23 protein-coding genes are annotated in these 24,047 nt (G+C 68.6%); 11 read left to right on the top strand and 12 right to left on the bottom strand.

What is annotated here, in order from left to right; genetic code table 11:
- Positions 1-48: 48 nt before the first annotated feature.
- Positions 49-1,296, top strand: a complete 1,248-nt coding sequence (locus AC1DMQ_RS04790) for a pentapeptide repeat-containing protein (protein ID WP_477032401.1) — start codon at positions 49-51, stop codon at positions 1,294-1,296.
- Positions 1,297-1,538: 242 nt separating this feature from the next.
- Complete coding sequence (locus AC1DMQ_RS04795; RefSeq protein ID WP_477032402.1) at positions 1,539-2,864, top strand: hypothetical protein; 1,326 nt, start codon at positions 1,539-1,541, stop codon at positions 2,862-2,864.
- Positions 2,865-2,913: 49 nt separating this feature from the next.
- Here AC1DMQ_RS04795 and AC1DMQ_RS04800 read toward each other — a convergent pair whose 3' ends face one another.
- Positions 2,914-3,804: a crotonase/enoyl-CoA hydratase family protein gene (locus AC1DMQ_RS04800; protein WP_477032403.1), complete on the bottom strand. Its 891-nt coding sequence runs from the start codon at positions 3,802-3,804 to the stop codon at positions 2,914-2,916.
- A gap of 66 nt (positions 3,805-3,870) precedes the next feature.
- Here AC1DMQ_RS04800 and AC1DMQ_RS04805 point away from each other — a divergent pair, with 66 nt between their 5' ends.
- Positions 3,871-4,662, top strand: coding sequence for an SH3 domain-containing protein (locus AC1DMQ_RS04805; protein ID WP_477032404.1), 792 nt, complete (start codon positions 3,871-3,873; stop codon positions 4,660-4,662).
- Positions 4,663-4,823: 161 nt separating this feature from the next.
- Here the strand turns inward: AC1DMQ_RS04805 and AC1DMQ_RS04810 are convergent, their stop codons facing one another.
- The gene (locus AC1DMQ_RS04810) at positions 4,824-5,282 is read right to left on the bottom strand and encodes a DUF488 domain-containing protein (RefSeq protein ID WP_477032405.1); all 459 of its coding nucleotides are present in this window, start codon (positions 5,280-5,282) and stop codon (positions 4,824-4,826) included.
- Positions 5,283-5,355: 73 nt separating this feature from the next.
- On the opposite strand from AC1DMQ_RS04810, the gene AC1DMQ_RS04815 reads away from it, so the two are divergent.
- Positions 5,356-6,267, top strand: a complete 912-nt coding sequence (locus tag AC1DMQ_RS04815) for an alpha/beta fold hydrolase (RefSeq protein WP_477032406.1) — start codon at positions 5,356-5,358, stop codon at positions 6,265-6,267.
- A gap of 5 nt (positions 6,268-6,272) precedes the next feature.
- Complete coding sequence (locus AC1DMQ_RS04820) at positions 6,273-6,629, top strand: ankyrin repeat domain-containing protein (RefSeq protein WP_477032407.1); 357 nt, start codon at positions 6,273-6,275, stop codon at positions 6,627-6,629.
- Between the two features lie 24 nt (positions 6,630-6,653).
- Here the strand turns inward: AC1DMQ_RS04820 and AC1DMQ_RS04825 are convergent, their stop codons facing one another.
- The 6 genes from AC1DMQ_RS04825 to AC1DMQ_RS04850 form a co-directional block, all read right to left on the bottom strand.
- Entirely contained in the window at positions 6,654-7,601 is a 948-nt protein-coding gene (locus tag AC1DMQ_RS04825; protein WP_477032408.1) for a thioesterase family protein, read from the bottom strand.
- Positions 7,602-7,681: 80 nt separating this feature from the next.
- Complete coding sequence (locus tag AC1DMQ_RS04830) at positions 7,682-8,404, bottom strand: hypothetical protein (RefSeq protein WP_477032409.1); 723 nt, start codon at positions 8,402-8,404, stop codon at positions 7,682-7,684.
- A 69-nt stretch (positions 8,405-8,473) separates the two neighbouring features.
- A complete protein-coding gene (locus AC1DMQ_RS04835; protein ID WP_477032410.1) occupies positions 8,474-8,962 on the bottom strand; it encodes a transcriptional repressor in 489 nt (162 codons plus the stop codon).
- A 61-nt stretch (positions 8,963-9,023) separates the two neighbouring features.
- Positions 9,024-9,779 carry an acid phosphatase gene (locus AC1DMQ_RS04840; protein ID WP_477032411.1) on the bottom strand — a complete coding sequence of 252 codons (756 nt, stop codon included), beginning with the start codon at positions 9,777-9,779 and terminating at the stop codon, positions 9,024-9,026.
- A gap of 60 nt (positions 9,780-9,839) precedes the next feature.
- The gene (locus AC1DMQ_RS04845) at positions 9,840-10,892 is read right to left on the bottom strand and encodes a 1,9-bis(guanidino)-5-aza-nonane synthase (RefSeq protein ID WP_477032412.1); all 1,053 of its coding nucleotides are present in this window, start codon (positions 10,890-10,892) and stop codon (positions 9,840-9,842) included.
- 165 nt (positions 10,893-11,057) lie between these two features.
- On the bottom strand, positions 11,058-12,317 hold the full coding sequence (locus AC1DMQ_RS04850; protein ID WP_477032413.1) for a type III PLP-dependent enzyme: 1,260 nt from the start codon (positions 12,315-12,317) through the stop codon (positions 11,058-11,060).
- A gap of 327 nt (positions 12,318-12,644) precedes the next feature.
- Between AC1DMQ_RS04850 and AC1DMQ_RS04855 the strand changes: the two genes are divergently transcribed.
- From AC1DMQ_RS04855 to AC1DMQ_RS04880, 6 genes are all read left to right on the top strand, one after another.
- Positions 12,645-13,457 carry a phosphonate ABC transporter ATP-binding protein gene (locus AC1DMQ_RS04855; protein ID WP_477032414.1) on the top strand — a complete coding sequence of 271 codons (813 nt, stop codon included), beginning with the start codon at positions 12,645-12,647 and terminating at the stop codon, positions 13,455-13,457.
- On the top strand, positions 13,454-14,476 hold the full coding sequence (gene phnD, locus AC1DMQ_RS04860; protein WP_477032415.1) for a phosphate/phosphite/phosphonate ABC transporter substrate-binding protein: 1,023 nt from the start codon (positions 13,454-13,456) through the stop codon (positions 14,474-14,476). Before AC1DMQ_RS04855 ends, phnD begins: the two co-directional genes overlap by 4 nt.
- Before the next feature lie 23 nt (positions 14,477-14,499).
- Positions 14,500-15,330, top strand: coding sequence for a phosphonate ABC transporter, permease protein PhnE (phnE, locus tag AC1DMQ_RS04865; RefSeq protein WP_477032416.1), 831 nt, complete (start codon positions 14,500-14,502; stop codon positions 15,328-15,330).
- Positions 15,331-15,491: 161 nt separating this feature from the next.
- Positions 15,492-16,778 carry an OprO/OprP family phosphate-selective porin gene (locus AC1DMQ_RS04870; protein WP_477032417.1) on the top strand — a complete coding sequence of 429 codons (1,287 nt, stop codon included), beginning with the start codon at positions 15,492-15,494 and terminating at the stop codon, positions 16,776-16,778.
- Positions 16,779-16,874: 96 nt separating this feature from the next.
- Positions 16,875-17,918 carry a substrate-binding domain-containing protein gene (locus AC1DMQ_RS04875; protein ID WP_477032418.1) on the top strand — a complete coding sequence of 348 codons (1,044 nt, stop codon included), beginning with the start codon at positions 16,875-16,877 and terminating at the stop codon, positions 17,916-17,918.
- Between the two features lie 112 nt (positions 17,919-18,030).
- Positions 18,031-19,323: a hemolysin family protein gene (locus AC1DMQ_RS04880; RefSeq protein WP_477032419.1), complete on the top strand. Its 1,293-nt coding sequence runs from the start codon at positions 18,031-18,033 to the stop codon at positions 19,321-19,323.
- A gap of 41 nt (positions 19,324-19,364) precedes the next feature.
- Here the strand turns inward: AC1DMQ_RS04880 and AC1DMQ_RS04885 are convergent, their stop codons facing one another.
- The 4 genes from AC1DMQ_RS04885 to AC1DMQ_RS04900 form a co-directional block, all read right to left on the bottom strand.
- Entirely contained in the window at positions 19,365-20,522 is a 1,158-nt protein-coding gene (locus AC1DMQ_RS04885) for a VWA domain-containing protein (RefSeq protein WP_477032420.1), read from the bottom strand.
- 94 nt (positions 20,523-20,616) lie between these two features.
- Positions 20,617-21,726, bottom strand: coding sequence for a Rieske 2Fe-2S domain-containing protein (locus AC1DMQ_RS04890; protein WP_477032421.1), 1,110 nt, complete (start codon positions 21,724-21,726; stop codon positions 20,617-20,619).
- A 165-nt stretch (positions 21,727-21,891) separates the two neighbouring features.
- Positions 21,892-23,367, bottom strand: coding sequence for a M20 family peptidase (locus tag AC1DMQ_RS04895; RefSeq protein ID WP_477032422.1), 1,476 nt, complete (start codon positions 23,365-23,367; stop codon positions 21,892-21,894).
- 86 nt (positions 23,368-23,453) lie between these two features.
- Positions 23,454-24,014 carry a sugar O-acetyltransferase gene (locus tag AC1DMQ_RS04900; protein ID WP_477032423.1) on the bottom strand — a complete coding sequence of 187 codons (561 nt, stop codon included), beginning with the start codon at positions 24,012-24,014 and terminating at the stop codon, positions 23,454-23,456.
- Positions 24,015-24,047 lie beyond the last annotated feature (33 nt).

Below are 24,047 nucleotides of genomic sequence, written 5' to 3' on the forward strand. Positions count from 1 at the left end.
CGTTTCCTTAAAGATGGCGTGACACGGTTCGGCGAAAAGAGCCCTCGCATGTCCGCCGCCCCCTCAACTCCGCAGGCCGCTCGGCAGAGCCTGATCCGTTCGCTTCCGCCCAAGGCGCTGAAGGCCGCGATCGAGGCCCATGGGCGCTATCTGAAGGGGCTGCCGGCCGGGGCCCGCGCCAATCTCTCCTATGTCGATCTCGACAACGTCAACCTGGAGGGGGTCGACCTTTCCGAGGCCGACATGACCGGGGTTCGCCTGGCCGGCGCGCTGCTTTCGCGCGCCATCCTGGCGCGGGCCACCCTGTACGGGGCCGACCTGCGCGACGCCGACCTGCGCGAGGCCAACCTCTCGCGCTCCGACCTGCGCGGCGTCTGCCTGCGCGGGGCCAATCTCAGCGGCGCCGACCTTTCCGGTTGCGACCTGCGCGAGGGCGTCACCGCCACCCAGGACAACGCCGAGGGCTTCAAGATCCTGCATCACCGCGCCCGGCGCGGCGAGCTGGACCACGCCGTGACCCGCGGGGCCCGGCTGGACGGCGCCCAGCTGGGCGACGCCTTCGCCCGGGTCGCCGACCTGACCGACGCGGACCTGGCCGGGGTCAGCCTGCAGGGCGCGCGGTTGAACAAGGCGACCCTGAACGGCGCCAATCTCTCCAAGGCCAATCTCTACAACGCCGACCTCAGCGGGGCCTCGCTGCGCCGCGCGGTGCTAACCGGCGCCGATTTGGCCGGGACCACCTTCGACGGCGCCGACCTGACGCAGGTGCTGCGCGCCCCGCCGCCGATCATCTATGTCGACGACGCGCCGCTGCACGAGATCCTCGAGGCGCACGAGCTGTTCGTGACCAGCGACGGCCGGGACGGCGCGCCGGCCAAGATCCCGATGGTCGACTTCCGGCCGCTCAAGCGCCTGAAGGGCCGCCGCCTGGCCGGCCTGTCGGCGCCGGGCGCGATCTTCTTCGGCATGAACCTGGAGAAGGTCGAGCTGCAGGGCGCCAACCTGTCTGAGGCTGATCTGCGCGGGGTCAATCTGCGCGGCGCCGACCTGCGCGGCGCGCGCCTCGTCGGCGCTCAGCTGTCGCGGGCCGATCTCTCCGGCGCCAAGCTGGGACCGCTGACCATCGTCCAGGGCCGGGTTCTGCGCACCGATCTCAGCCGCGCTGTGCTGCGCGGCGCTGATCTCAGCAAGGCCGACGCCCGCCGCGTCCGCCTGATCGACGCCGACCTGACCCGCTGCAAGCTGGACGGCTGCGACCTGACCAGCGCCGAGCTTCCGGACGCGATCGAGGCCTAACCGCCGCGCCGTCACGGCACCGGCGTTCGCTCCCATCGTAGCCGAGGCCCCCGATGTCGTCGGCCGAACTGACGCGACGTCTGGCGGGGGGCCTAGCGAGGACGGAGGTGCGTTCGTTTGTCGGAAACCCGACGATCAATCTATTTACTTGCGAGTATGTCGCACTATGCTGCCTCAGGTAGATTTCTAGGGATCGCCCTCAGAGCGGTCCGTCTAGATCCGCATTAGGGGTGGAGGGGGCTATGGCGGCTGACGAGGCGGGAACCTCGGCGTTCGAGCAATCGCAAATCCTGATGGAGGAATTCGGCTCGGAGGCGAACTTCAACGCCCTGATGGCCGACGAGGCCAAGGCGCTGACCACGCCCGAAGGCATCGAGGAATTCCTGAAGAGCAAGCTGGAAGAGCTGGCCCGGGCCGGCGGCGGCGCGGCCCTGAAATGGGTGTCCGCCTCGCTGCTCAGGGTTCTCGGCCGGGGCGGCGGCGGCTCCGAACTGGAACAGATCAAGGCCATGCTGAACACGATCCTGGCGCAGCAGAAGCTGATCCTGGGCAAGCTGGCGGACCTGCTGTTCGAGGTGAAGTTCCAGCACCTGATCACCCGCGGCTATCCCTCGGTCCAGCAGATCGACAACCTCCAAACGCAGCTCGGGCATCTGTCGAACGTCGTGAACCCGGACGAGCGCAACCGCAGGGCGGCGGAGCTGAGGGCGGCGATCACCGACGTCAACGGCGGCACCACGGCCAGCCTGAAGGTCATCAGCGACGTCCTACTCGGCAAGGACCCCATGGGGGTCAGCGATCCGCTGATCCGCCTGTTCACCTCGCGCTGGCAACCGATCTTCCTCGGCCGGCAACTCGCGCCCGACACGCCGCTCAGCACCTACTGGCGCCGGCTGGACGAGTGGCTGCACGGGTTGTTCGTGGTCCAGTACATCGGCATGTCCCAACTGGCCAACGCCCGCGTCGCCGCCGGCGATTTCGAGACCCTGAAGCAGGAGATCGCCGACACCACCAAGAGCATGGCGCTGCAGCGGGCCATGCTGAACGAGGCGATCCCGCAATGGACCCGGACCCTGCCAGCCTCCCTGACGGAGGGACGTCGGTACCTCGTGCGCGGTCCCCACATGCATGCGGGCCGATGGGACATCTCCCGTGTCCTGTACGGCGGTCGCGGGCTGGGATTCGTGGACCCCGAGACGCGCAGGCACTTCCCCCGGGAAGCCCCGAACGCGGAGATATGGCTGTTCCAGAAGCGCAACCCCAACGGCGGCCCCAACGCGCCCAACGCCCCCAACGACTGCTTCTTCCTGCGCCAGGTGCCACGGGATCGGTTCGTCGCCGTCGACAGAGGCAAGGTGGACCTCCGGCCGTACGCCGCATTGCTGCGGCTGGTGATGGCCCCGACAAACGGGCGACAGGGGTGGGGCTCCGAGCCCTTCGTGCCGGCGCTCGGGCTCGTCGGAGCCTCCGAGTACCTGTACTGGCAACGCAAGGACGACAAGATCGCCCCCGTCCTGGCCGGCGGGCTGGATCGGGCCGCCATCATCCAGATCGTTCCCGCGCCTTAGGCCGCCGGCTGCAGATCCTTCTCCCGCAAGGGCGAGGGGGCCGGATCGCTCACATCCGCTTCTTCAGCGGCACGAGGTCCGGATAGACCGGTTCGCGGTTCTGGGCCTTGGCCTGGAAGGCCTCCATCATGTGGGGCGGCGAGAACATGCCGGTCTGCCAGGTGGCGATGTAGTCCAGCCCGTCCTTGATCGTGTGGTCGCGGGCGTAGTTGATCATCACCTTGCTGCCGGCCACGGCCAGGGGCGACTTGCTGGCGATCTCGCGGGCGGTGGCCAGGGCGTGGGCGACGACCTCCTCGTGGGTGGCGAACACCTCGTTGACCAGGCCGATCTCGCGGGCCCGGGCGGCGGGCAGGCGACGGCCGGTGTAGGCCAGCTCGCGCACCCAGCCCTCGGGGATCAGCTTGCACAGGCGCGGGAAGGTGCCGACGTCGGCGGTCATGCCGATGTTGATCTCGTGGATCGTGAAGAAGGCGTCGGCGCTGGCGTAGCGGATGTCGCAGGCGCTGATGAAGTCCACCGCCCCGCCGATGCAGCCGCCCTGGATGGCGGCGATCACCGGCATGCGGGCCTCGTCCAGGCAGCTGAACGTGTCCTGCAGGTGATGGACGTGGCGGCGGAAGCTCTCGGCCGCCACGAAGCGGTCGGCGGGGTCGCCGCCGGTCACGCCCTCGCCGTCGGTGAACACCGACAGGTCCATGCCGGCGCAGAAATGCTTGCCGGTCGAGGAGATGACGATGCAGCGGGCGCGGGCGTTGTCGTCGATGTCGCGGACGATGGCCGGCAGCTCGTTCCAGAACGCCCGGGTCATGGTGTTGAGCGCTTCGGGACGTTTCAGGCGCAGATGCGCCACGCCTGTCTCGATCTCGACATCGAAGCAGCTATAGTCTGGCTTGGCCTGCACGTTCCATTCTCCCTTATCGTTGATCACTTGTATCATGGGGACGTCAGGCGCCAACGGGCCTTCCTTCGAAGGTCCGAAGTCTTGCAGAGGAGACCTTCCCCCATGGTCAAGCATTCGATCGCCACCACCCTGTCCGTCGGCGCCGTCCTCGCCTCGCTGGTCGCCGCGCCGATGCCGGCGATGGCCCAGTCAAAGGGGATCGGCGGGCTGTTCGCCTGCGAGGGTTCGGGCAAGAAGCAGGAAGGCGGAGCCCTGATCGGGGCCGGCGTCGGCGCCCTGGTCGGCCGCGCCGTCAGCAAGAACGAGAAGACCCTGGGCACCGTGCTGGGCGCGGCGGCCGGCGCGGCGGCGGGGGCCTATATCGGCTGCCGCATGCAGTCGACCGACCAGGCCATGGCCCAGCAGGCCACCAAGAAGGCGCTGGACAACGGCCAGTCGGAGACCTGGAGCAATTCGCGCACCGGCGCCTCGGGCCGCATCGACGTGGTGTCGTCGTCCTACGGTCCGCCGCTCAGCGGCGACGGCCTGCGCTTCGAGCGCGGCGTGACGGTGCTGCGCAGCTACGACGCCGTCGGCGGCGACTACACAGCCCGCTCGACCGCCAACCTGCGCTCGGGTCCGTCGACCAGCGGCAAGGTGGTGGGCAAGCTGTCGGCCGGCGAGCGCGTCGAGGTGCTGGGCGGCGCGCCGAACAGCAACTGGCTGCTGGTGGGCCGCAACGGCTACGGCGTCGGCTACGTCTCGTCCTCGCTGCTGAACCAGAGCGGTTACGGCCCGGCCCCCAGCTGCCGGGTCATCAACGCCTCGATCCGCACCCAGGGCGCCAACCCGACCACCGAGCGCTACAGCGCCTGCAAGGACACCAAGGGCGAGTGGCAGCTGACGGCGGCTTGATGACGGCCTGAGCGCAAGAGCACTTGCCCCCACCTGACGGCTTCGCCGTCTGTCCGCCCCCATAGGGGGCGGAGGAGTGGAACGCGGCGCGCCTCTTCCCCCTCTGGGGGAAGACGGTCGCGAAGCGGCCCGTAGGGGGCAAGTGTTCGCCGCTCAGACCTCTACAGATCCACCACCTCGCACTTCAGCCGGGCCCGGATCTCATCCGCCACGATCGCCCGGTGGCAGCACCGCGCCTCGGCCTCGTAGCAGAGCAGGGCGATGCGTCTCTCGCTCGCCAGGGCGGTCGCCTCGCCCAGCGCCACCTGTGCCGCCGGCTCGGCCAGGTGAGCGTGGAAGATTTCCCGCATCTCGTCGGTCCGCCCCCGCCGCGCCGCTTCGCGGCCCGCCTTGGGCGTGCCCAGCGGCCGCAGGTGGACATAGTCGATCCCCTCGGCCCGCAGACTGTTTCCCAGCATGGTCTTGGAGAAGCCCGGCCGGCGCGAGGCGGCCACGGCGCGGACGTCGACCACCGTCTCGACGCCGGCGGCCTTCAGCCGGCCGATCATGCCGTCCAGCGTGTCGGTCTCGTAGCCGATGGTGGCCAGGGGGCCAGGGGACGGGCTTGTGGGCGGTTTCATGGTTCCCTCCATGGACGACGTAACGCCGCGCGCCTACCTTAGGGACCAGTGGCCGCAACAGGAGCATCTCGCCATGGACGCGGCCGTCTTCCGTGAGCCTCGCCGACGCTTCATCCCGATCGCCAGCCGCGCCGGGGCCGGCGAGATGGCGGTGCTGGAGTTCGGACCCAACGACCGGCCGGTCGACGTGGTCTTCGTCCACGCCAACGGCTTCAACGGCCAGACCTATCGCGCCCTGCTGGCCCCTCTGTCGGCCGGTCTGCGGGTGCTGGCGGTCGACCAGCGCGGTCACGGCTCCAGCCGCCTGGCGGCCAATCCCGAGCACCGTCGCAGCTGGCTGGACCTGCGCGACGACCTTCTGGCCCTGCTGACCGCCCTGGACCAGGCCCAGCCGGTGGTGCTGGCCGGCCACTCGATGGGCGGCACGGTCAGCCTGCTGGCCGCCGCCGCCGCCCCCGACGCCGTGCGCGGCCTGGTGCTGCTGGACCCGGTGATCATGCCGCGGATCATGGCCTTCTACGCCCACATGCCGTGGACCTCCGGCGCGTTGTGGAAGCACCTGCCGCTGGTGCAGGGCGCGCTGCGCCGCCGCGCCGTGTTCGACAATCGCGAGGCCGCCTTCACCGCCTATCGCGGGCGCGGGGCGTTTCGGACCTGGCCCGAGACGATGCTGGCCGACTATGTCGGCGGCGGCTTCAAGGATCGCGGCGACGGCAAGGTCGAGCTGGCCTGCGCCCCGGCCTGGGAGGCCTCCAACTACAGCGCCCAGGCCCACGATCCCTGGCGGGCCATGGGCCGCATCCGCTGCCCGGCGCGCATCCTCAAGGCCGAGAAGGGCTCGACCGCCCATGTCGGCGACGGCGCGGGCCTGATGCGCCGCCATCCATCGATCCGTGTCGAGACGGTGGCCGGCGCCAGCCACTTCCTGCCCATGGAGCGTCCGGACCTGGCGCGCGAGGCGATCTTCGAGATGGCGACGGCCTAGGCGGCATGGCGCGGACGTTCGAGCAGGTGGCGGCGCGCTACGCCACCCATCCGGAACTGGCCGGGGTGGCGCTGGCGGATCCCAACACCGTCGGCTCGGCCAAGGACGCCCTGCTGCACTTGGCGGCGCGCCTGGGGCAGGCGGAGGATGTCCGCGACCTCGTCCGCCTGGGCGGGCGGATCGACCTGCCAGGAGATCGCGGTTTCACGCCCCTGCACTACGCGGCGGCGGCAGGGCACGCGTCGGTGGTCGCGGCGCTGTTGGAGTTGGGCGCGAACCTGGACGCCAAGAACGAGTGGGACCAGACCGCGCTGGAGGTGGCGATGCTGGCGGACCAGGTGCATCTGTTCGAGCTGCTTTGACCCCTCTCCCCATCGGAGAGAGTTCTAAAGCGCCAGCCCCGCCACGGCCGACTTGCCCAGCTCCGCACGCGCGGCGCCCGAGATCGGCGCCACCTTGCGGGCGTCTAGGTCGAAGGTGATGGCCACGGCCTCGGAGGTGCCCCAGGCCCGGCCGGTGGTGGGGTCCAGCATCCAGTGGACCACGCGCATGGCGCTGCCCGTCGTCCCGACCAGGCCCGAGCGCAGCTCGACCCGGTCGCCGGCCCGGGGCCAGGCCAGCTGGACCAGGCGATATTCCAGCACCGCCCCGCCGACCCGCGCCGGCTTGTGCTCGGCATGGGCGACCACGGTGTCGCGGAACGGGCCGATGAAGGCGCCGATGCCGTCCGAGACCCGGCCGATGAACTGCTCGGCGCGCATTCGTCCGAACACGTCGCAATCTGTCGGCGACAGGGCGCCCAGGCCGATGCGTTGCAGGCCCAGGGCGTCGGCGCGCTCCAGGCTGGCGGTGGTTTCGAACGGCGAAAGGTCCAGGCTGCGGGCCCGCGCCTGTTCCGGAACCTCGACCTTCAGGGCCTCGGCCCGCTCATGCACGACGCGCGGCCAGGCGAAGGCCTCGCCCTCGCGCGGGGTGACGTGGGCGATGGTGGTCTGAAAGGTCGCCGCCAGCTGGCCGGTGGCGGTGTGGACCAGCAGCTGCAGCACCTTGGCCTCGGTGTCGGAGATCTCGATCACCCCGCCCAGCATGTGCAGGGTGGCCCCGGCATGGGCCTCGCGCAGGAAGCGGATGTGCTGCTCGCGGACCACCACGGTGGCGTTGGCGTAGGGCGAGAAGGCGTGCGGCAGGCCCAGCTCGGCCGCTAGCCCCGCCAGTCCCTCCATGGCCCGCACGACATAGAAGCGCACGTTCATGTGCCCCATCTCGTCGCAGTCCCAGGTGTTCACGCCCCCGCGCCAGATCTCGACGCCGGGGAAGGGCTCAGCGGTCGTCATGGGCGTGTCCGGGATGGGTGAACGATTGTTCGAACCCTAGCGGCGTTTGCTTGTCATCCGCAATCGCTCCCGCCCTGCCGTCAAGACTTCCCGCCCGGAGGCTTCTCGCCCGAGGGCTTCTCGTCGAGGCTCAGCTCGTTGAAATAGCCCACGACGCCGCCGTCGGGCCTTTCGCTGGTCTTGATCCGGACATAGCGGGCGGTGGTCTTGGGCAGGTCGAAATACTGCCAGCCGTCGTTCACCGCGACGTACAGGTTCAGGATCTGCACCTTGGCCAGCGGCCGGAACGGGCCGGTCAGGGCGTCGCCGACGGCGATCTCGATCGTGGCGGGATTTTCGTCGGCCTTGAGGACCAGGATGCCGAAACGGTCGAAGGTGGCGGGCCGGTCGTCCTGGAAGCCGAAGACGCCGAAGGCGTCGAGGAAGGTGATCGTGGTTCCAGGCCCCAGGACGTCGTCGTTGGCCGACGACCAGGCCTTGGTCGGCGCGGCGACCAGGCGTCCGCCGTACTGCGGCGACAGCAGGTTTCGGCCGGGCGGACCGGTCAGGGGCGCGAGGGCGGGCGCGGCTTCGGCGGCGACAGGCGGCGCGGCCAGGGCTGACGGGGCGGCGGCGGGCGCTGTCGAGGCGGCGCTGGCCGGCGCAGCCGTCGCGGCCGGCTTTTCCGAACCGCCGCCGATCACGCCGGCCTGGTGCAGGCCCACGATCAGGCCCGTGATCGCCGTGAGCAGGCCAGCGATGGCGCTCACCACGATGGGGGCGCTGTGCCACCAGTGCGTCTTGGCCGGTTCACGATCGCTCATCTCGCTCTCCCAGAAGGCGGTGAGGCGGTGTCTCAATCGTAAAAAGTGTACAGACTTTGGCGAGGGCGCCTAGGCGTCCCGGCAATCGGCGCACAGCCCGTGGGCCTCGATCGTCACGGCGGTCAGGGCGTAGCCGGCCGAGGCGCCGGCGGCGATGATCTCGGCGCTGGCCTTGGGCTCGATCTCGCGGGTGGCGCCGCAGCAGTCGCAGATCAGGAAGGCGGCGGCGTGGCCGTCGGCCTCCTTGCGACAGGCGACATAGGCGTTGAGGCTCTCGATGCGGTGGGCGAAGCCCTGCTTCTCGAGGAAGTCCAGCGCCCGGTAGACGGTGGGCGGCTTCGCGGGGGGACCATCGATGGCGAAGCTGGCGATCAGGTCGTAGGCCTTCACCGGCTGGCCGGCCTGCAGCAGCAGTTCCAGCACCCGGCGGCGGGGCGCGGTCAGGCGCTGTTCGGCCGCGCCGCAGCGGGCCTCGGCGGCGGCCAGTTCGGCTTCGAGCGCCGAGCCGGCGACGCCGTGGTTGTGATGATCGTGATCGCACGCGGCGTGATGGGCCATGGCCAACAGGTAGAGGGCGCGACCGCCTCGCGCAACTGCTCCTCCCCCACAGGGGAGGGCTCTAGTACGGCGGATGGGCCAGGAGGGCGGCCTGGGCGTCGCACTGGGCCTTGTCGGGGGCGGGCCCCGCCGCCCGGGCGGCGTCGAGCTCGGCGCCGGCCGCCGTCAGATCGGCCTGGAAGTCCGGTGAGGCGGCGAGCGTGTCGACCAGAGCCGTGGCGTTGATCCGGCCGGCGTCCACGGACGAGGCGTTGTGCACGCCGCAGATCACCCGGCTTTCGCCATAGGCGCGGGCGCGGGCGAGGACGGCGTCGGCCCGCTCCGGCTGGGCCTTGGCCAGGATCAGCCCGACCGTCCATCCCCAGGTGGTGTGGCCCGACGGGTAGTCCGAGGTCATGGCCACGATCCAGCCGTTGCGGGCGCAGATGGCGCCGCGATCGACCTGGTAGGGACGCTTGCGATTGTAGAGCCGCTTGGGGCCGGACACGGCGGGCCGCACGTCGTGGCTGACCCGCCGCAGCATGGCCGCCAGCTTCGGCGTGGCCCGGCGGCTGGGCGTGACCCCCAGGGCGCAGCTGTAGCTGTCCAGGATCCGGGCCTCGCGGGCGTCCTGCCGGGCCAGCGACCAGCGCGGGCTGTCCTTGAGCTGGCGAGTGGCCAGGAAGGTGGCGCGGTCCTGCTGGTCGACGGGGGACCCGGCGGCGGGCGGCGGCGGCACGGCCTTGCGCCCGTCATAGGCGCCCTTGGCCAGGTAGGGCGAGCCCGGCACGCAACCCGCGACAACCAGACCGGCGAGGGCCACCCACAAGACGCGCATGAAAAAGGTCCCCGAAGCGAACTTCGGGGACCCTGCATTCTTGGTTCGTCCGTATCAAGCCTACTTGGCGAACAGCTTCTGCCAGCGCGGCTTTTCACGGCCCTTCCAGTGCTCGCGGTGATAGGCGTCCGAGGCGATCAGCGGCACCACGGTGGTGGCTTCGGCGAACACCATCTGCTCGTGGGTGGTGTTGACCTTGCCCCAGCTGGCGGCCTCTTTCAGGGTCGAGGACGAGCAGGCGCCGTCGCGCACGTCGGCCACGGTGATCTGGATCGCGTACTTGTGCATGTCGGCCTCGACGCCGAGGATCTCGGCGCAGACCACGGTGTCCTGGGCGAAGTTCTTGGGAACGCCGCCGCCGACCATGAACAGGCCGGTGGTGCCGGCCGCGATCTTGATGTCCGTCAGTTCACGGAAGTCCGCGACCGCGTCGATCATCAGGTAGGGCTTGCCCGCCGCGATCTGTTCCTTCTGGTGCTTGACCAGGCCGAAGCCGGCCGAGCTGTCGACGAAGGCCGGGCAGAAGATCGGCACGCCTTCCTCGTAGGCGGTCTGGATCAGCGAGCCGGGCTTCTTGGCGTTGCCTTCGCTCAGCCACTTGCCCATTTCCCAGATGAACTCGCGCGAGGAATAGGCGCGCGGCTCCAGGCGGTTGCAGATCTCCAGGATCGTGTGATCGCAGTTCTGGAGCTCTTCCTCGTCGATATAGGTGTCGTAGATGCGGTCGATGTAGTTGTCGCGCAGCACGTTGTCGTCGACCGGGCCGGCGGCCTGGTAGTGCTTGAAGCCCAGGGCTTCGAAGAAGTCCATGTCGACGATCGAGGCGCCGGTGGCGACCACGGCGTCGATCATGCCGTTCTTCACCATGTCGCGGTAGACGTGCATGCAGCCGCCGGCCGAGGTGGAGCCGGCCAGGATCAGCCACGGCGAGCAGGACTTGTCTTCCAGCGCCATGTTGAAGATGTCGGCGGCGCGGGCGGTGTCGCGCGAGCTGAACGACATCTTGCGCATGGCGTCGATGATCGGACGGGCGTCGAACGACGTGATGTCGATGTGCTCGACGACGTTCTGCAGCAGCTCGGCCTTGGTGTTGTTCGGAACGGGAGCGTTCATCGCTTCGGTTTCCCTGACTTTGGACGCCCGTCGTTGGTAGGAACCCTTCGTCAGGACGGAGCGACCGACGGGGGCAATGGGAAATGCGGCTACGCCCGACGTCTGTAACGTCGGGCGCGGCGCGCGGTTTAACTCAGAAACGATCTACTGGCGAACCGCGTCGATTTAGCGACGACGGCGCTTCTTGCCGGCCGCGCCCTTGGGACGCGAGAAGCGGACGATCTTGCGTTCCTCGGCCTCGGGCCGCGGGGTCGGGATCGAGCGCTTGGCCAGGCCGTACATCGACGCCATCGGCGCGTCCTGGACCTCGACGGTCTCGGTTTCGCCAAAGCCGTTGAAGCGGGTCGACATCGCCACGCCATAGGCGCCCAGCATGCCGATCTCGATGTAGTCGCCCTCGTCGACGCTTTCCGGCAGGTAGAACGGGCCGGGCATGTGGTCGACGCTGTCGCAGGTGGGGCCGTAGAAGCGGAAGGGCTTGAGGCCCTCTTCCACCACTTCACCGTTCTTGCGGTACAGCTTGACCGGGAAGGGCCACTTCATGTGGGCGGCGTCGAACAGCGAGCCGTAAGAGCCGTCGTTCAGATAGAGCGCGTCGCCCTTCTTCAGCTCGACCTTGACCAGCAGCGACGAGGCCTCGGCCACCAGGGCCCGGCCGGGTTCGCACCACAGCTCGGTGGTCTCGTGGACCATCATGTCCGAGAAGCCCCGGTCGATGGCGGCCAGATATTCCGACAGTTCGGGCGGAGCCATGCCCGGATAGATCGACGGGAAGCCGCCGCCGACGTCGACGACGTCGGCCAGCACGCCGGCGCGAACCAGCGCGCGCGAGGCCTGGGCCATCGCCGCCTGATAGGCGGTGGGGCGCATGCACTGGCTGCCGACGTGGAACGACACCCCCATCAGGTCCTGGGTGGCGCGACGAGCGGCCAGCAACAGGGCCGGGGCGTTGTGCGGCTCGACGCCGAACTTGCCCGACAGGCTGTAGGCCGCGCCCTCGGCCTGCACGCCCATGCGGACGATCAGGTTCAGGTCCTTGGCCTGGCCGGTGGCGTCCAGGATCTTGGCCAGTTCCTCATGGGTGTCGAACGAGAACGTCCGCACGCCGTGATCGAAATAGGCGGCCGAGATCGCCACGCGGCTTTTGACCGGGTGCATGAAGGCCATGCGCGAACCGGGAGCGTGCTCGGCGACGAGTTCGATCTCGGGCAGCGACGCCACGTCGAACGACCGCACGCCGGCGTCGGCCAGCTCGCGGATCACCCACGGCGAAGGATTGGCCTTCACCGCGTAAAAGACGTCGCCTTTGAATTCAGCCTGGAACCAGCGCGCCGCTACCGACACCGCGTCCGGTCGCACGAGTGCGACAGGACGTTCCGGTGACCGCTCACGGACCAGGTCCAGGGGAGTATGGTACGTGTGCAATTCACGTAGACCCCTGCAGAAGTTAAACCCAGGCCGGCGTTAGCAGCGCTTATGAGGACTTCGGGTCCGCCGGAGCGAGCGAAATAGGGTCATACCCCGAGGATGTAAAGAGTCTTTTGGACGCGGGGTTCCCGCAAGGGACAAGAGGCGGCCGTCAGGGGCCCGAACCGTGCCCCGGTCAGGCCTTCGGCGCAGTTTGCCTTCCCCGCCGCTCGGCCCGGGCCGGGAATTCGATCCACCGCCAGTCACAAATCCGTTGCGTCCGTGCCCCAAACCGACGAACGCATTTCCCAGTGCTTGAAACCAAGTTAAGGATTCGCCCCGACCATGACGTCGGACCCTGTTCTCTCGATCCGCGCCGCCTCCAAGACCTTCGGGTCGCGCCGGGCGCTGGACGCCGTTTCGCTCGACGTCGGTCGCGGCGAGATGATCGCGCTCATCGGTCCCTCCGGCTCGGGTAAATCCACTCTGTTGCGGTCGATCGACGGCCTGCAGACCATCGACGCCCCCGCCTCCGGCAAGGACGGGGAGGGCGTGATCACCGCCTTCGCCGGTCCCGTCCAGGCCAAGGGCAAGGTCAGCGACCAGGTGCGCAAGGCGCGCATCCGCATCGGCTTCATCGCCCAGCAGTTCAACCTGGTCGGCCGCCTGACCCTGTTCACCAACGTCGCCCTGGGCTCGCTGGGCCGCATCGGCTTCGTCCAGGGCCTGTTCGGCGCCTGGCCGGCCGAGACCCGCTCGGCGGTGATGGCCGCCCTGCACCGCGTCGGCGTGGCCGACTACGCCGCCCAGCGCGCCAACACGCTTTCCGGCGGCCAGCAGCAGCGCGGCGCCATCGCCCGGGCCCTGGTCCAGAGGGCCAAGATCATCCTCGCCGACGAACCGGTCGCCTCGCTCGACCCGGTCTCGGCGCGCAAGGTCATGGAGATCCTCCGTGATCTGAACAAGACCGACGGCCTGACCGTCGTCGTCACCCTGCACCAGGTCGACTACGCCCTGCGCTATTGCGACCGGGTGGTGGCGCTGAAGGCCGGCAAGAAGGTCTATGACGGCCCGACCAGCGGCCTGGGCCGCGACAAACTCATCGACATCTACGGCCCGGAATTCGAGGACGTATTCTGGGAAGGAGCTCCGCAATGATCCGCCGCACCCTTATCGCCGGCCTGGCCCTGGCCGCCCTGTCGCTCGCCGGATGCGGGGAGAAGAAGGCCGCCGCGCCCGTCGCCAAGGACACCATCGTGTTCTCGATCCTGTCGACCGAGTCGGCCCAGAACATGGAGAGCTACTGGAAGCCCATCCTGGCCGACATGGAGACGTCGACCGGCATGAAGGTGAAGCCGTTCTTCTCGTCCAACTACTCGTCGCTGATCGTGGCCATGGGCGCCAAGCAGACCGACGTGGGCTGGTTCTCCAACGCCTCGGGCCTGGAAGCCGTGCGCCGCTCGGGCGGCGAGGTCTTCGCCCGCACCTTCGATCCGTCGGGCACGGACGGCTACAAGTCGGTGATCATCGTCCCCAAGGACAGCAAGATCAATTCGATCCAGGACCTGCTGAAGTGCGACAAGACGCTGGACTTCGGCATCGGCGACAAGAAGTCGACCTCGGGCACCCTGGCCCCGATGACCTACGTGTTCATCCCGGCCAACAAGAAGCCCGAGGCCTGCTTCAAGACCGTGCTCAGCGCCAGCCATGACGCCAACCTGTTCGCCGTGGCCAACCACAAGCTGGACGCGGCCACCAACAACTCCACGGCCCTGAAGCTGAACCTGCTGGCCAAGGGCGGCGACCAGGCCAACAAGGTCAAGGTGATCTGGGAGTCGCCGACCCTGCCGGAGGACCCGATCGTCTGGCGCAAGGATTTGGATCCCGTCGTCAAGGAGAAGGTCCGCCAGTTCTTCCTGACCTACGGCCAGGGCGACACCCCGGTCGCGGCCCAGCAGCGCAAGAACCTGGAGCGCCTGTCCATGGGCGGCTTCAAGGCCGCCGACGACACCCACCTGCTGGTGGTGCGCGAGATGGAGGCCCTGGAGCAGGTGGGCCTGGCCCGCGAGACCGGCGACCAGGCCAAGCTGGCCGCGGCCGAAAAGGCCCTGGCGGGCGTCAAGGCCGAGCGCGTGGCCGCCGAAGGCAAGGCCGGCGTCGCCGCGCCGGCCAACTAGTCCGGACGACCGAAGCACCCGTCATGAGCGCCCAAGCCGCCAGCGACCTTATCCCGCCCCCGCCCAGCAAGCCGCTCTCGGCGCGCGCCTTCGACCTGTTGCTGTGGGGCGGGGTGATCGCCCTGCTGGTGATCAGCTTCAAGCCGGCCGAGATTGACAAGTTCCCGCAGCTGTTCAGCGACGCGGGCAAGATGCAGGGCTTCGCCAGCGGCTTCTTCTCGCCGTTCGTCGACCCCAAGGCGTTCATGGCCGCCGACTGGGAGCTGTACGTCGGCAAGATGTGGCAGACGATCCAGATGGCGCTGTGGGGCACGGCACTGGCCATCGTCGTGGCCATCCCGCTGGGCCTGCTGGGCGCGCGCAACATCACCCCGTGGTGGATCCAGCAGCCGGTCCGCCGCCTGCTGGACCTGATCCGCTCGATCCCCGACCTGGTGGTGGCGCTGATCTTCATCACCGCCGTGGGCCTGGGTCCGTTCGCGGGTGTCATGGCCCTGATGTTCAACACCGGCGGGGTGCTGGCCAAGCTGTTCGCCGAGGCCGTCGAGTCGATCGACAAGGGCCCGGTCGAGGGCGTGCGGGCCACCGGCGCGGTCAAGCTGCAGGAAGTGGTCTGGGGGGTGATCCCGCAGGTCGCGCCGCTGTGGACCAGCTACGCGCTGTACCGCTTCGAGAGCTCCAGCCGCTCGGCCACCGTCCTTGGCCTGATTGGGGCCGGCGGCGTCGGCCAGGTGCTGCTCGATTCCATCAACGGCTTCCAGTACGACCAGACGGGCTGCATCGTCCTGGTGATCGTGGTGGCCGTGTCGCTGATCGACCTGCTCTCACAAATCATCCGCACACGTCTGCTCTGAGACGCTTTTCTGTGACCTTCGGGCCACAATTAAGATCTTGAAAAGGCTTGTCATCGGTCTGTCATCAAAGGGTGGCGGAACCGTCATGGGACCCCCGTAAAGCGCTTCATACCTGATCCGGACCAACGGGCAGGGGGCAAAGCCTTAAGGGGAATTCTCACATGCGGAACAAGACCTCGCTGGTCTGCGGCGCGGCGCTGGGCGTCATGCTCGCCTGCGGCCTCGGCGTCGCGGCTCACGCGCAAGACAACACCACGGCTTGGAAAGGCGCTCCGCAGTGGAGCAACGACGACGTCTACTTCAAGGTCCGCGGCCGGATCCTGCTGGACGCCGTGTTCCAGGACGTCGACAAGGACGGCGGCACGAGCGGTGATTTCGACACCTCGAACGTCCGCGGCCGTCAGGTCTTCATCGGCGTCGAAGGCAAGCTGAACAACTACATCGCCTACAAGGCCGAAGGCGGCTTCGTGAACGGCGGCACCTCGTCGTGGGACGACGTGGTCCTGGAAGTGAAGCCGACCGAAACCACCAGCCTGCTGTTCGGCAACGTCAAGGTCGCCGGCCTCGAAAACCTGACCTCGACCCGCTTCATCACCTTCATGGACCGTGGTCCGTACGGTGACTTCGGCGTCGACAGCTACCTGCTGGGCGTCGTCGGCAAGTTCACCGGCCCGAACTACAGCGGCGCGCTGGGCGTCCAGGGCAACTCGCTCAACAACGTCGACGTGATCAGCGCCGGCAGCAGCGCCAACACCGTCACCGGCGCCGGCCTCGACGCCAAGGAACGCCTGACCATCACCGCTCGCGGCCACTGGGCCCCGATCGCCACCGACACCGACAAGCTCCACCTGGGCCTGTCGTACCGCTACCGCAACCGCGGCGACGAAGCGCTGTTCAACTACACCGGCCGCACGACCACGGCCTACAGCGCCGGCACGACGTTCTACCAGACGGGCGGCATCGGCAATCGCGACAAGACGATCGCCGTCGAAGGCGCCTGGGTCCACGGCCCGTTCTCGCTGCAAGGCGAGTATTCGAGCATCGACGTGACCCGCGCCGGCACGGCGGGCTCTGACCCGACCGTGAAGGTCGGCTACGCCTTCGCCAGCTTCTGGCCGACGGGCGAGACCCGCAACTACAACCAGGTCACCGGCGAATTCGGTCGTCCGAAGATCCTGAACCCGATCACGGCCGGTGGCTGGGGCGGTCTGGAACTGGCCGTCCGCTATGACTTCACCGACCTGAAGGACGCCTACGACACCCTGAAGGTGAAGCCGGCGACGTCGCAGGCCGGCGAATACACCGGCTGGACCCTGGGCGCGAACTACTACCTGACCTCGTACGTCCGCTTCCAGGCCAACTACACCGACGGCAAGGCCGACAACATCGGCGTCGCCCAAGACTACGACGTCAAGCAGTTCCAACTGCGCGCGCAGATGGACTTCTAAGACCCAACGGGCCGGCCTCCTCCCTTCCAAGAAGGGATGGGGCCGGCCCGACCTGCTCTCAACGTTTCAAGCTCTCGAGACTTCCAGGAGTCCTTCATGAAAAAGCTGCTTTCCTGCGCGGCCGCCGCCGTCGCCCTCTCGGGCCTCGCCGCCGCCCCCGCTCACGCCGCGCGCGACTACGTCTGGGCCGCCGGCTCCTCGACCGTGTTCCCGTTCGCCACCCGCACCGCCGAAAACTTCGCCAAGAAGTCCGGCAAGAAGGCTCCGAAGGTTGAAAGCCTCGGCACCGGCGGCGGCATCAAGCTGTTCTGCTCGGGCACGGGCGAAGGCTTCCCCGATATCGCCAACGCCTCGCGTCCGATGAAGAAGTCGGAATTCGACGCCTGCGCCGCCAAGGGCGTCAAGGACATCGTCCAGATCAAGATCGGCTTCGACGGCATCGTCGTGGCCACCGACAAGGACGGCGCCGACTACAACTTCAAGACCGAGCACCTGTACCTGGGCCTGTCCAAGCAAGTCCTGAAGGGCGGCGCCTTCGTCGCCAACCCGTACAAGACCTGGGATGAAATCGGCGCGGGCCTGCCGGGCAACCGCATCAACGTCTACGGCCCGCCGCCCACCTCGGGCACCCGCGACGCCTTCGTGGAACTGGCCATCGAGGCCGGCGCCCGCAAGTTCCCGACCGCGGACGCCCTGCGCTCGGACAACGAAAAGAAGTTCAAGTCGCTGGTCGACCCGCTGCGTAACGACGGCTGGATCGACGCCGGCGAGAACGACAACGCCATCGTCGGCACCCTGACCAAGACCCCCGGCTCGCTGGGCGTCTTCGGCTGGTCCTACCTCGAAGAGAACATGGACAAGATCAAGGGCGCGGCCGTCAACGGCGTGAAGCCCTCGGCCCAGACGATCGCCGACGGCTCCTACCCGCTGTCGCGCTCGCTGTTCATCTACGTCAAGAAGGCCAACATCGGCGTGACGCCGGGCCTGGCAGAGTTCCTGACCGAGTTCACCTCGGACGCGGCCTCGGGTCGTGGCGGCTACCTGCAAGGCCGCGGCCTGATCCCGCTGCCCCCCGGCCAGCACGACGCCCAGAAGCAAGCCGCCGCCAACAAGACGGCGATGGCTCGCCCGGCTTCCTAAGCCGAGCACAGCTTCTAAAAATGACGACGCCGCGGTCCCCAGTGGGCCGCGGCGTTTTCTTTTGTATAGTGGCCGAACCGCGCCCGCCGGGTCGCGCCAACCCTGTAGGGCCATGATCCTCCTCGCGCTCGTCGTCGTCTTGCTCCTCGTTCTGCTGAACGGGGTGTTCTCCATGTCCGAACTGGCGGTGGTCTCGGCCAGGCGCGCCCGGCTCCAGACCTTCGCCGACCGGGGCGATAAGGGCGCCAAGCTGGCCCTGGCCATGGCCGAGCATCCGACGCGGTTCCTGTCGGCCGTGCAGGTGGGCATCACCCTGATCGGCATCCTGGCCGGCGCCTACGGCCAGGCGACCATCGCCGGCGCGCTGGACGTCTGGCTCAAGGACAAGCCGGTGGTCGGGGCCCATTCCCAGGCCATCGCCACCATCATCGTCGTCATCGGCCTGACCTATGTCTCGGTGATCCTGGGCGAGTTGGTGCCCAAGCGCCTGGCCCTGCTGTTCCCCGACGCCATCGCCCGCCGCATGGCCCCGTTCCTGGCCTTCGTCGCCACCATGCTGCGGCCGTTCGTGACCCTGCTGACGGTCTCGACCGCCGGCATCCTCAAGCTGATGGGCGTGCGCGACGAGCGCACCAACGAGATCACCGCCGAGGAGGTCGAGACGGTCCTGGCCGAAGGCGCCGACGCCGGCCTGATCGAGCCCGAGGAGCGCACCATGATCCAGGAGGTGCTGCGCCTGGGCGACCGCCCCGTGCGGGTGGCCATGACCCCGCGCCGCGACCTGTTCTGGATCTCGCTGACCGACAGCCAGGAGGAGATCCTGCAGGAGATCCGCGACTGCCCCTATTCGCGCATCGTGGTGGCCAGCGAGGGCGACCTGGACGGCGACATCGGGGTGATCCTCAAGAAGGACCTGCTGGACGCCTGCCTGGGCGGCGAGACGATCGACATCAAGAGCCACGTCCAGCAGCCGATCGCCATTCCCGAGACCATGTCGCTGCTGCGGGCCATGGCGGTGTTCAAGCAGACGCCGCTGCACATGGCCCTGGTGGTCGACGAGTTCGGCTCGATCCAGGGGGCGATCACCCCGCTGGACCTGCTGGAGATGATCGCCGGCGATTTCCCCGAGGACCACGACGAGACCGAGACCCGCATCCTGCGCCGCGAGGATGGCACCTGGCTGGTCGACGCCCGCCTCGACATCCAGGAGCTGAACGACGCCCTGGGTGAGAACTTCGAGGCCGAGGGCGGCTACCACACCGTGGCCGGCCTGATCCTCGACCGCCTGGGCCGCATCCCCCGCGAGGGCGAGATCGTGGCCTTGGGAGGCTTCGACGCCGAGGTCGTCGACATGGACGGCTCGCGGATCGACAAGCTGATCCTACGGTGCATACGCAAGGACTAGGGGCCGGGGCCGGGGTCCGCCCCGCTCGATAGGGCGAACGCTCAGCGGGCCGCGTCTGCCGCTGAATCGATCCTCCGTTTTGCCGCAGCCTCCGCGTTGGCAAGTCTGGCCCGATACGCCTCGACCTTCGCCCGCAGCGCGTCGTGGCGGGCCTTCAACAAGGCTTTGGCTTCCTCGCGGAAGGATACGGGTCGGCCAGCCACTTCACGATCCGTGAGGTCGATGGACATTGCCGTGTCCTCGTCGGTGGCGAGAATTGAGACGCAGGTCTCGGCATCGGTGATGGCGATGCTGGTCGCCACGTTGTTGTCGGTCGTGGCGATGCTGGTCGCGACCTCGTTGTCCGTCCGTCGGATCGATTCCCGCACTTGCGCCGTGTATCTCGCAAGCTCCGCCTCGTTGGACAGGTTGACGAACCCGCCGCCGCCCGCCCGCGCGACCGCGGTCAGTTTCGCGGCCTCGCCCGACGGCAGGTTGAAGCCGATGACATTGACGATCGCCCGCGTGCGGCCGCCGTTGATCCGGCGGGCGACGGCCACGGGATCGCCGCCGCACGTCTCTTCCCCGTCCGACACGACATAGATGACCTGCTCCCCGGGCGTGGCGGAGGCGGCCAGCAGCGCCTCGGCACGATCGAGCCCGGCGGCGAGCGGCGTCCAGCCAACCGCGCGGACCTGTCCCAGCGCCGTGCGGAGGCGCCCCTGGTCCGCCGACATCGGCGCGAGCACGTCGATGGCGGAGCAGGATTTCGCCTTGCCGTCCTGGCTGTTGTTTCCCTGTTGGCCGAAGACCAGCAGAGACGTCTGCACCGATGCGGGCAGTCCGTCGACAAAGCCGAGCGCCGCCTCCCGCGCCAGTTCGAGCTTGGTCCGGCCGCCCATTCGTCCGGCCATCGAACCGGACCCATCGATCATCACGATCACGCGCGTCGGCGGAACCCGCGGGCCGATGTCACCGGCGGGTCCTTTCAGCTCCGGCTGCTTAAGCGCCACATCCTTTTTGAAGCACGCCTCCGGATCCTTCTTCGTGAACTGGGCGACATAGGCCTGAGCCTCCGCCGAACCTCCCGCGGTTTTTCCCTCGGCGTTGACCTGGTCGCGGCCGGCCGCGGCGTTCCGATCGCCCGAAGGGCCTCCGCAGCCGAGCAGCGTGAGGGCAAGCGTGCAGGCCACAAGACTGCGAACTGGAACGGCCGTCATTTCCGCGACGTCTCTCAGTCAGATTGAGGCGCCTAGATTACGTTCAGGGTTCCCGGGCACAAGGCCCGGGATGACGGAAGGATTTGGAGAAGCCCTAAGTCCGCCACCGCAGCGTCGTCTCCGTCACCGGATTGCTGAACGGCCGGCGCTCCCGGCGGCTGGCGGCCCATTCGCGCTTGAGCTGGTGGTACCAGCGGCCCTGCTGGTCGGCGTCGCCCACCCACATCAGGGCCGGGTTGTCCCGCAGGCCCCGGGTCTGGGCCTCGACGATCTTGCCGTCCTGGCGCAGGAAGACGCGGGCGGCCATGCGGATCACCGGATAGAGGGCGGTGAAGGCCGGGTGGTCGGACCAGATGATCTGGTTCATCCGGGTCTTGTCGGCGTTGATCGGGGTCATGGCCGATAGGGCCAGCACCTGCCTGTCGCCGACCTTCACATGCTCCCAGCGCAGGCCCGGCAGGCGGAAGGTGATCTCGGTCAGGGGCTCGCCGCCCAGGATGGCGTAGGCCTTGGAGTTCTTGCTGGGCTCGTGCCGCACCATGGTGAAGCCCGCCTCGGACGGGGCGAAGGCCTTGCGCTTCTCGTGCTGGCTGGCGCTGGTGCGCCACCACCACTGCTGGTGCACATAGGGGCCGTGGGCGGGGTCGATCAGGCCCAGCACCGCGTGGTCGATATGGATGTCGTAGTCCAGGTGGTCGACCAGCTTGGGCTTGCCGCCGACCACCCCGGGGATCACCGGCGGCGGTTCGGGCGGGACGCCGTCGAAGCGCGGATCGGACGACATCCAGATCCACACCAGGCCCTGGGCCTCGACCAGTGGATACTTCCGTACACGGACCTTCGAGGTGTCCAGCGGGTTGTCGGCGGTCAGGGATGGGATCTTGGCGCAGGCTCCGTCGGTGCGGAACCGCCAGCCGTGATACGGGCATTCGATCGTCTCGCCGCCGTCCCCTTCGGCCCGGACCTTGCCGGCCGACAGCTTGGCGGCGCGGTGCGGGCAGACGTCGCGCATGGCGTAGACGGCGCCGGCCTTCGTTCGACCGACCAGAACCGGCTCGCCCAGATATTCGCGGCTTTCCATCTTGCCGGCTTTGAGGTCGGGCGACAGGGCCGCCACGTACCAGGCGTCCATGACGAAGCCTTCGCCGAATTTCACGGCTTTCGAAGCCGGCCGAGCGGCCAGCAGTTGCGCGTCGTCAGCCATTTGGTCGTCCGACTTTACGGCCTGTTCGCGCGAAATCCTTCCCGCCCTGAGGCGGTCCCCGGATCAGGATTTCACGACATGCCGTTCCCCGGGGCTTACTAGGCCCTATTGCACAGCTGCCGTCCAGCGATCGCCACCTGACGTTTCGTGAAGAGTTCGTGGCGCCTATTTGGCCGCCGCCGTCTCCACCAGCCGCTGGTAGAACCGCACCATGCGTTCGACATTGGCCACCGAGATGTGCTCGTCGGTGCCGTGGATCATCTTGGTGGCGTCGACCGACAGCACCAGGGGTTGGAAGCGGTAGATGTCGTCGGCGATGGGACCCATGTAGCGGCTGTCGCTGGCGGCGGTCATCAGGGCCGGGGCGACCGGCGCCTTGCTCTCGTCGCCGGCCAGGGCGGCCAGGGTCTTCCAGCCTTCCGACGACGTCGACGAGACCTTGCTGGGCTCGTCCGGCGTCTTCACCCAGGCCAGCTTGACCGGCAGGTCGCCGACCGCGCTCCGGGCCTTGGCCATGACCTCGGCCGAGCTGTCGCCGGGGGCGATGCGGTAGTTGATCCAGGCCGTGGCGTCCTGCGGCAGGACGTTCTCCTTGGGCGAGCCCTTCAGCATGGTTGGGGCGATGGTGGTGTGCAGCATGGCCGCCCCGGCCGGGGTCTTGGCCGTCTGGTCGACCAGCAGCGGCGAGAACAGCCAGGTGTTGGCCGCCGCCATCTTGATCGTGGTCGAGCTGTGCGGGGCCAGGCTCTTGAGCATGTCGGCGCCGGGGCCGTCGAACTTCATCGGGAAGGCGTTGTCGTTGATCGCCAGCACCGCCTTGGCCAGGGTGGCCACGCCCGTCTGGGGCGGCGGAGCCGAGGAGTGGCCGCCGACCGCGGGGGCCGTCACCGTCAGGGTGGCGTAGCCCTTTTCGGCCGTGGCGATCAGGGCCACCTTGCCCTTGGTCACCGGGTGGTCCTCGACCACCACCATGCCCTCGTCGAGCACGAACTGGGCCTTCACGCCGCGCGACTTCAGCAGGGCCGCCGCGGCCCGGGCGCCGCCGCCGCGCACCTCCTCGTCATGGCCGCTGACCAGGATCACCGTGCGCTTGGGCACGAAGCCGGCCTTGGCCAGGCCGTCCAGGGCCTCGAACAACGTGACCAGGCTGCCCTTGTCGTCGATCGAGCCGCGACCCCAGACCGCGCCGTCGGCGATCACGCCGTCGAACGGCGGATGGGTCCAAGAGCCCTCGCTGCCGGGCGTCACCGGCACCACGTCCTGGTGGGCCATCAGCACGATCGGGGCCAGGGACGGGTCGGTCCCCTTCCAGGTGTAGACCAAGGCATGGCCGGCCACGACCTCGCGGCCCATCACCCGGTGGGCGTCGGGATAGGTGGCCTGCAGCCAGGCGTGCAGCTTGTCCCACTCTGCCGGCTGGTCTTCGGCCGGGTCCTGGTGGCTGACGGTCTGGAAGCGCACGGCCTCGCCCAGGTGCTGGGCGGCCAGATTGGCGTCGAACGGACGGGCCGAGGCCAGGCGGATGCTGGAGGTGTCGACCGCCGCCGGGGCCTTGAACGTCGCCGTGCGCACCGCGACTACGGCCCCGACCGCCAGCACCAGCCCCACGGCCGTCAGCGCCGTCTTGCTCTTCCAGCCCATGATCACTCCCCCAAACGCTTGTTTGTCGGGACTGTGCGACGCGTTCGCGGCCCTGCCAATCCCAAAAGCGGGAAGGCGGCGCCGGCCTACTCGCCCGCGATCGAGCGGATGACCCTGGCCGGGTTGCCGCCGACCAGCGTATTGGCCGGAACGTCCTTGGTGACGACCGAGCCGGCCGCGACGACGGAATTCTCGCCCACCGTGACGCCGCCGATGATGGTGACCCCCGCCGCGATCCACACGTTCCGTTCGATGACGATGGGCCGGGCCAGGACGCCGTCGCGCCGCTCGGACGGGGCGATGGGGTGCCCCTCGGTGATCAGGCTCACATTGGGGCCGATCAGGACGTCGTCGCCGAGGCTGATCGGCGCCAGGTCGTAGAACGTGCAGTTCTGGTTGATGAACACGTTGCGGCCGATGGCGATGTTCTTGCCGCAGGTCGTGTAGAACGGCGGAAGCAGGCGGAACTGATCGTCCAGGTCCCGGCCGGTCAGCTCGCCCACCAGCCGCCGGATCTCGTCCGCGTCGTCCATGGTCAGGCGGTTGAGGGCCGGGGTGAGGCGCATCGCCCTCTGGACGTCTGCGACCATGGCGCGGGACTCGGCCGTGCGCCGGGCGATCCAGACCTCCGCGTCGTGCTTGGGCATGCCTGTCCTTCCATTGCCTTGCGACCCCGCCTC

It is taken from the genome of Caulobacter sp. 05L422 (genome assembly GCF_056397765.1).

What these genes read in the sequence shown, in the direction of transcription:
- phnE (WP_477032416.1), top strand. Translation starts at nt 14,500, where the DNA reads ATGAGCGCCCAAGCCGCCAGCGACCTTATCCCGCCCCCGCCCAGCAAG.
- AC1DMQ_RS04895 (WP_477032422.1), bottom strand. Translation starts at nt 23,367, where the DNA reads ATGGGCTGGAAGAGCAAGACGGCGCTGACGGCCGTGGGGCTGGTGCTG.
- phnD (WP_477032415.1), top strand. Translation starts at nt 13,454, where the DNA reads ATGATCCGCCGCACCCTTATCGCCGGCCTGGCCCTGGCCGCCCTGTCG.
- AC1DMQ_RS04870 (WP_477032417.1), top strand. Translation starts at nt 15,492, where the DNA reads ATGCGGAACAAGACCTCGCTGGTCTGCGGCGCGGCGCTGGGCGTCATG.
- AC1DMQ_RS04880 (WP_477032419.1), top strand. Translation starts at nt 18,031, where the DNA reads ATGATCCTCCTCGCGCTCGTCGTCGTCTTGCTCCTCGTTCTGCTGAAC.
- AC1DMQ_RS04800 (WP_477032403.1), bottom strand. Translation starts at nt 3,804, where the DNA reads ATGATACAAGTGATCAACGATAAGGGAGAATGGAACGTGCAGGCCAAG.
- AC1DMQ_RS04825 (WP_477032408.1), bottom strand. Translation starts at nt 7,601, where the DNA reads ATGACGACCGCTGAGCCCTTCCCCGGCGTCGAGATCTGGCGCGGGGGC.
- AC1DMQ_RS04890 (WP_477032421.1), bottom strand. Translation starts at nt 21,726, where the DNA reads ATGGCTGACGACGCGCAACTGCTGGCCGCTCGGCCGGCTTCGAAAGCC.
- AC1DMQ_RS04795 (WP_477032402.1), top strand. Translation starts at nt 1,539, where the DNA reads ATGGCGGCTGACGAGGCGGGAACCTCGGCGTTCGAGCAATCGCAAATC.
- AC1DMQ_RS04835 (WP_477032410.1), bottom strand. Translation starts at nt 8,962, where the DNA reads ATGGCCCATCACGCCGCGTGCGATCACGATCATCACAACCACGGCGTC.
- AC1DMQ_RS04815 (WP_477032406.1), top strand. Translation starts at nt 5,356, where the DNA reads ATGGACGCGGCCGTCTTCCGTGAGCCTCGCCGACGCTTCATCCCGATC.
- AC1DMQ_RS04810 (WP_477032405.1), bottom strand. Translation starts at nt 5,282, where the DNA reads ATGAAACCGCCCACAAGCCCGTCCCCTGGCCCCCTGGCCACCATCGGC.
- AC1DMQ_RS04885 (WP_477032420.1), bottom strand. Translation starts at nt 20,522, where the DNA reads ATGACGGCCGTTCCAGTTCGCAGTCTTGTGGCCTGCACGCTTGCCCTC.
- AC1DMQ_RS04805 (WP_477032404.1), top strand. Translation starts at nt 3,871, where the DNA reads ATGGTCAAGCATTCGATCGCCACCACCCTGTCCGTCGGCGCCGTCCTC.
- AC1DMQ_RS04840 (WP_477032411.1), bottom strand. Translation starts at nt 9,779, where the DNA reads ATGCGCGTCTTGTGGGTGGCCCTCGCCGGTCTGGTTGTCGCGGGTTGC.
- AC1DMQ_RS04820 (WP_477032407.1), top strand. Translation starts at nt 6,273, where the DNA reads ATGGCGCGGACGTTCGAGCAGGTGGCGGCGCGCTACGCCACCCATCCG.
- AC1DMQ_RS04875 (WP_477032418.1), top strand. Translation starts at nt 16,875, where the DNA reads ATGAAAAAGCTGCTTTCCTGCGCGGCCGCCGCCGTCGCCCTCTCGGGC.
- AC1DMQ_RS04900 (WP_477032423.1), bottom strand. Translation starts at nt 24,014, where the DNA reads ATGCCCAAGCACGACGCGGAGGTCTGGATCGCCCGGCGCACGGCCGAG.
- AC1DMQ_RS04855 (WP_477032414.1), top strand. Translation starts at nt 12,645, where the DNA reads ATGACGTCGGACCCTGTTCTCTCGATCCGCGCCGCCTCCAAGACCTTC.
- AC1DMQ_RS04790 (WP_477032401.1), top strand. Translation starts at nt 49, where the DNA reads ATGTCCGCCGCCCCCTCAACTCCGCAGGCCGCTCGGCAGAGCCTGATC.
- AC1DMQ_RS04845 (WP_477032412.1), bottom strand. Translation starts at nt 10,892, where the DNA reads ATGAACGCTCCCGTTCCGAACAACACCAAGGCCGAGCTGCTGCAGAAC.
- AC1DMQ_RS04830 (WP_477032409.1), bottom strand. Translation starts at nt 8,404, where the DNA reads ATGAGCGATCGTGAACCGGCCAAGACGCACTGGTGGCACAGCGCCCCC.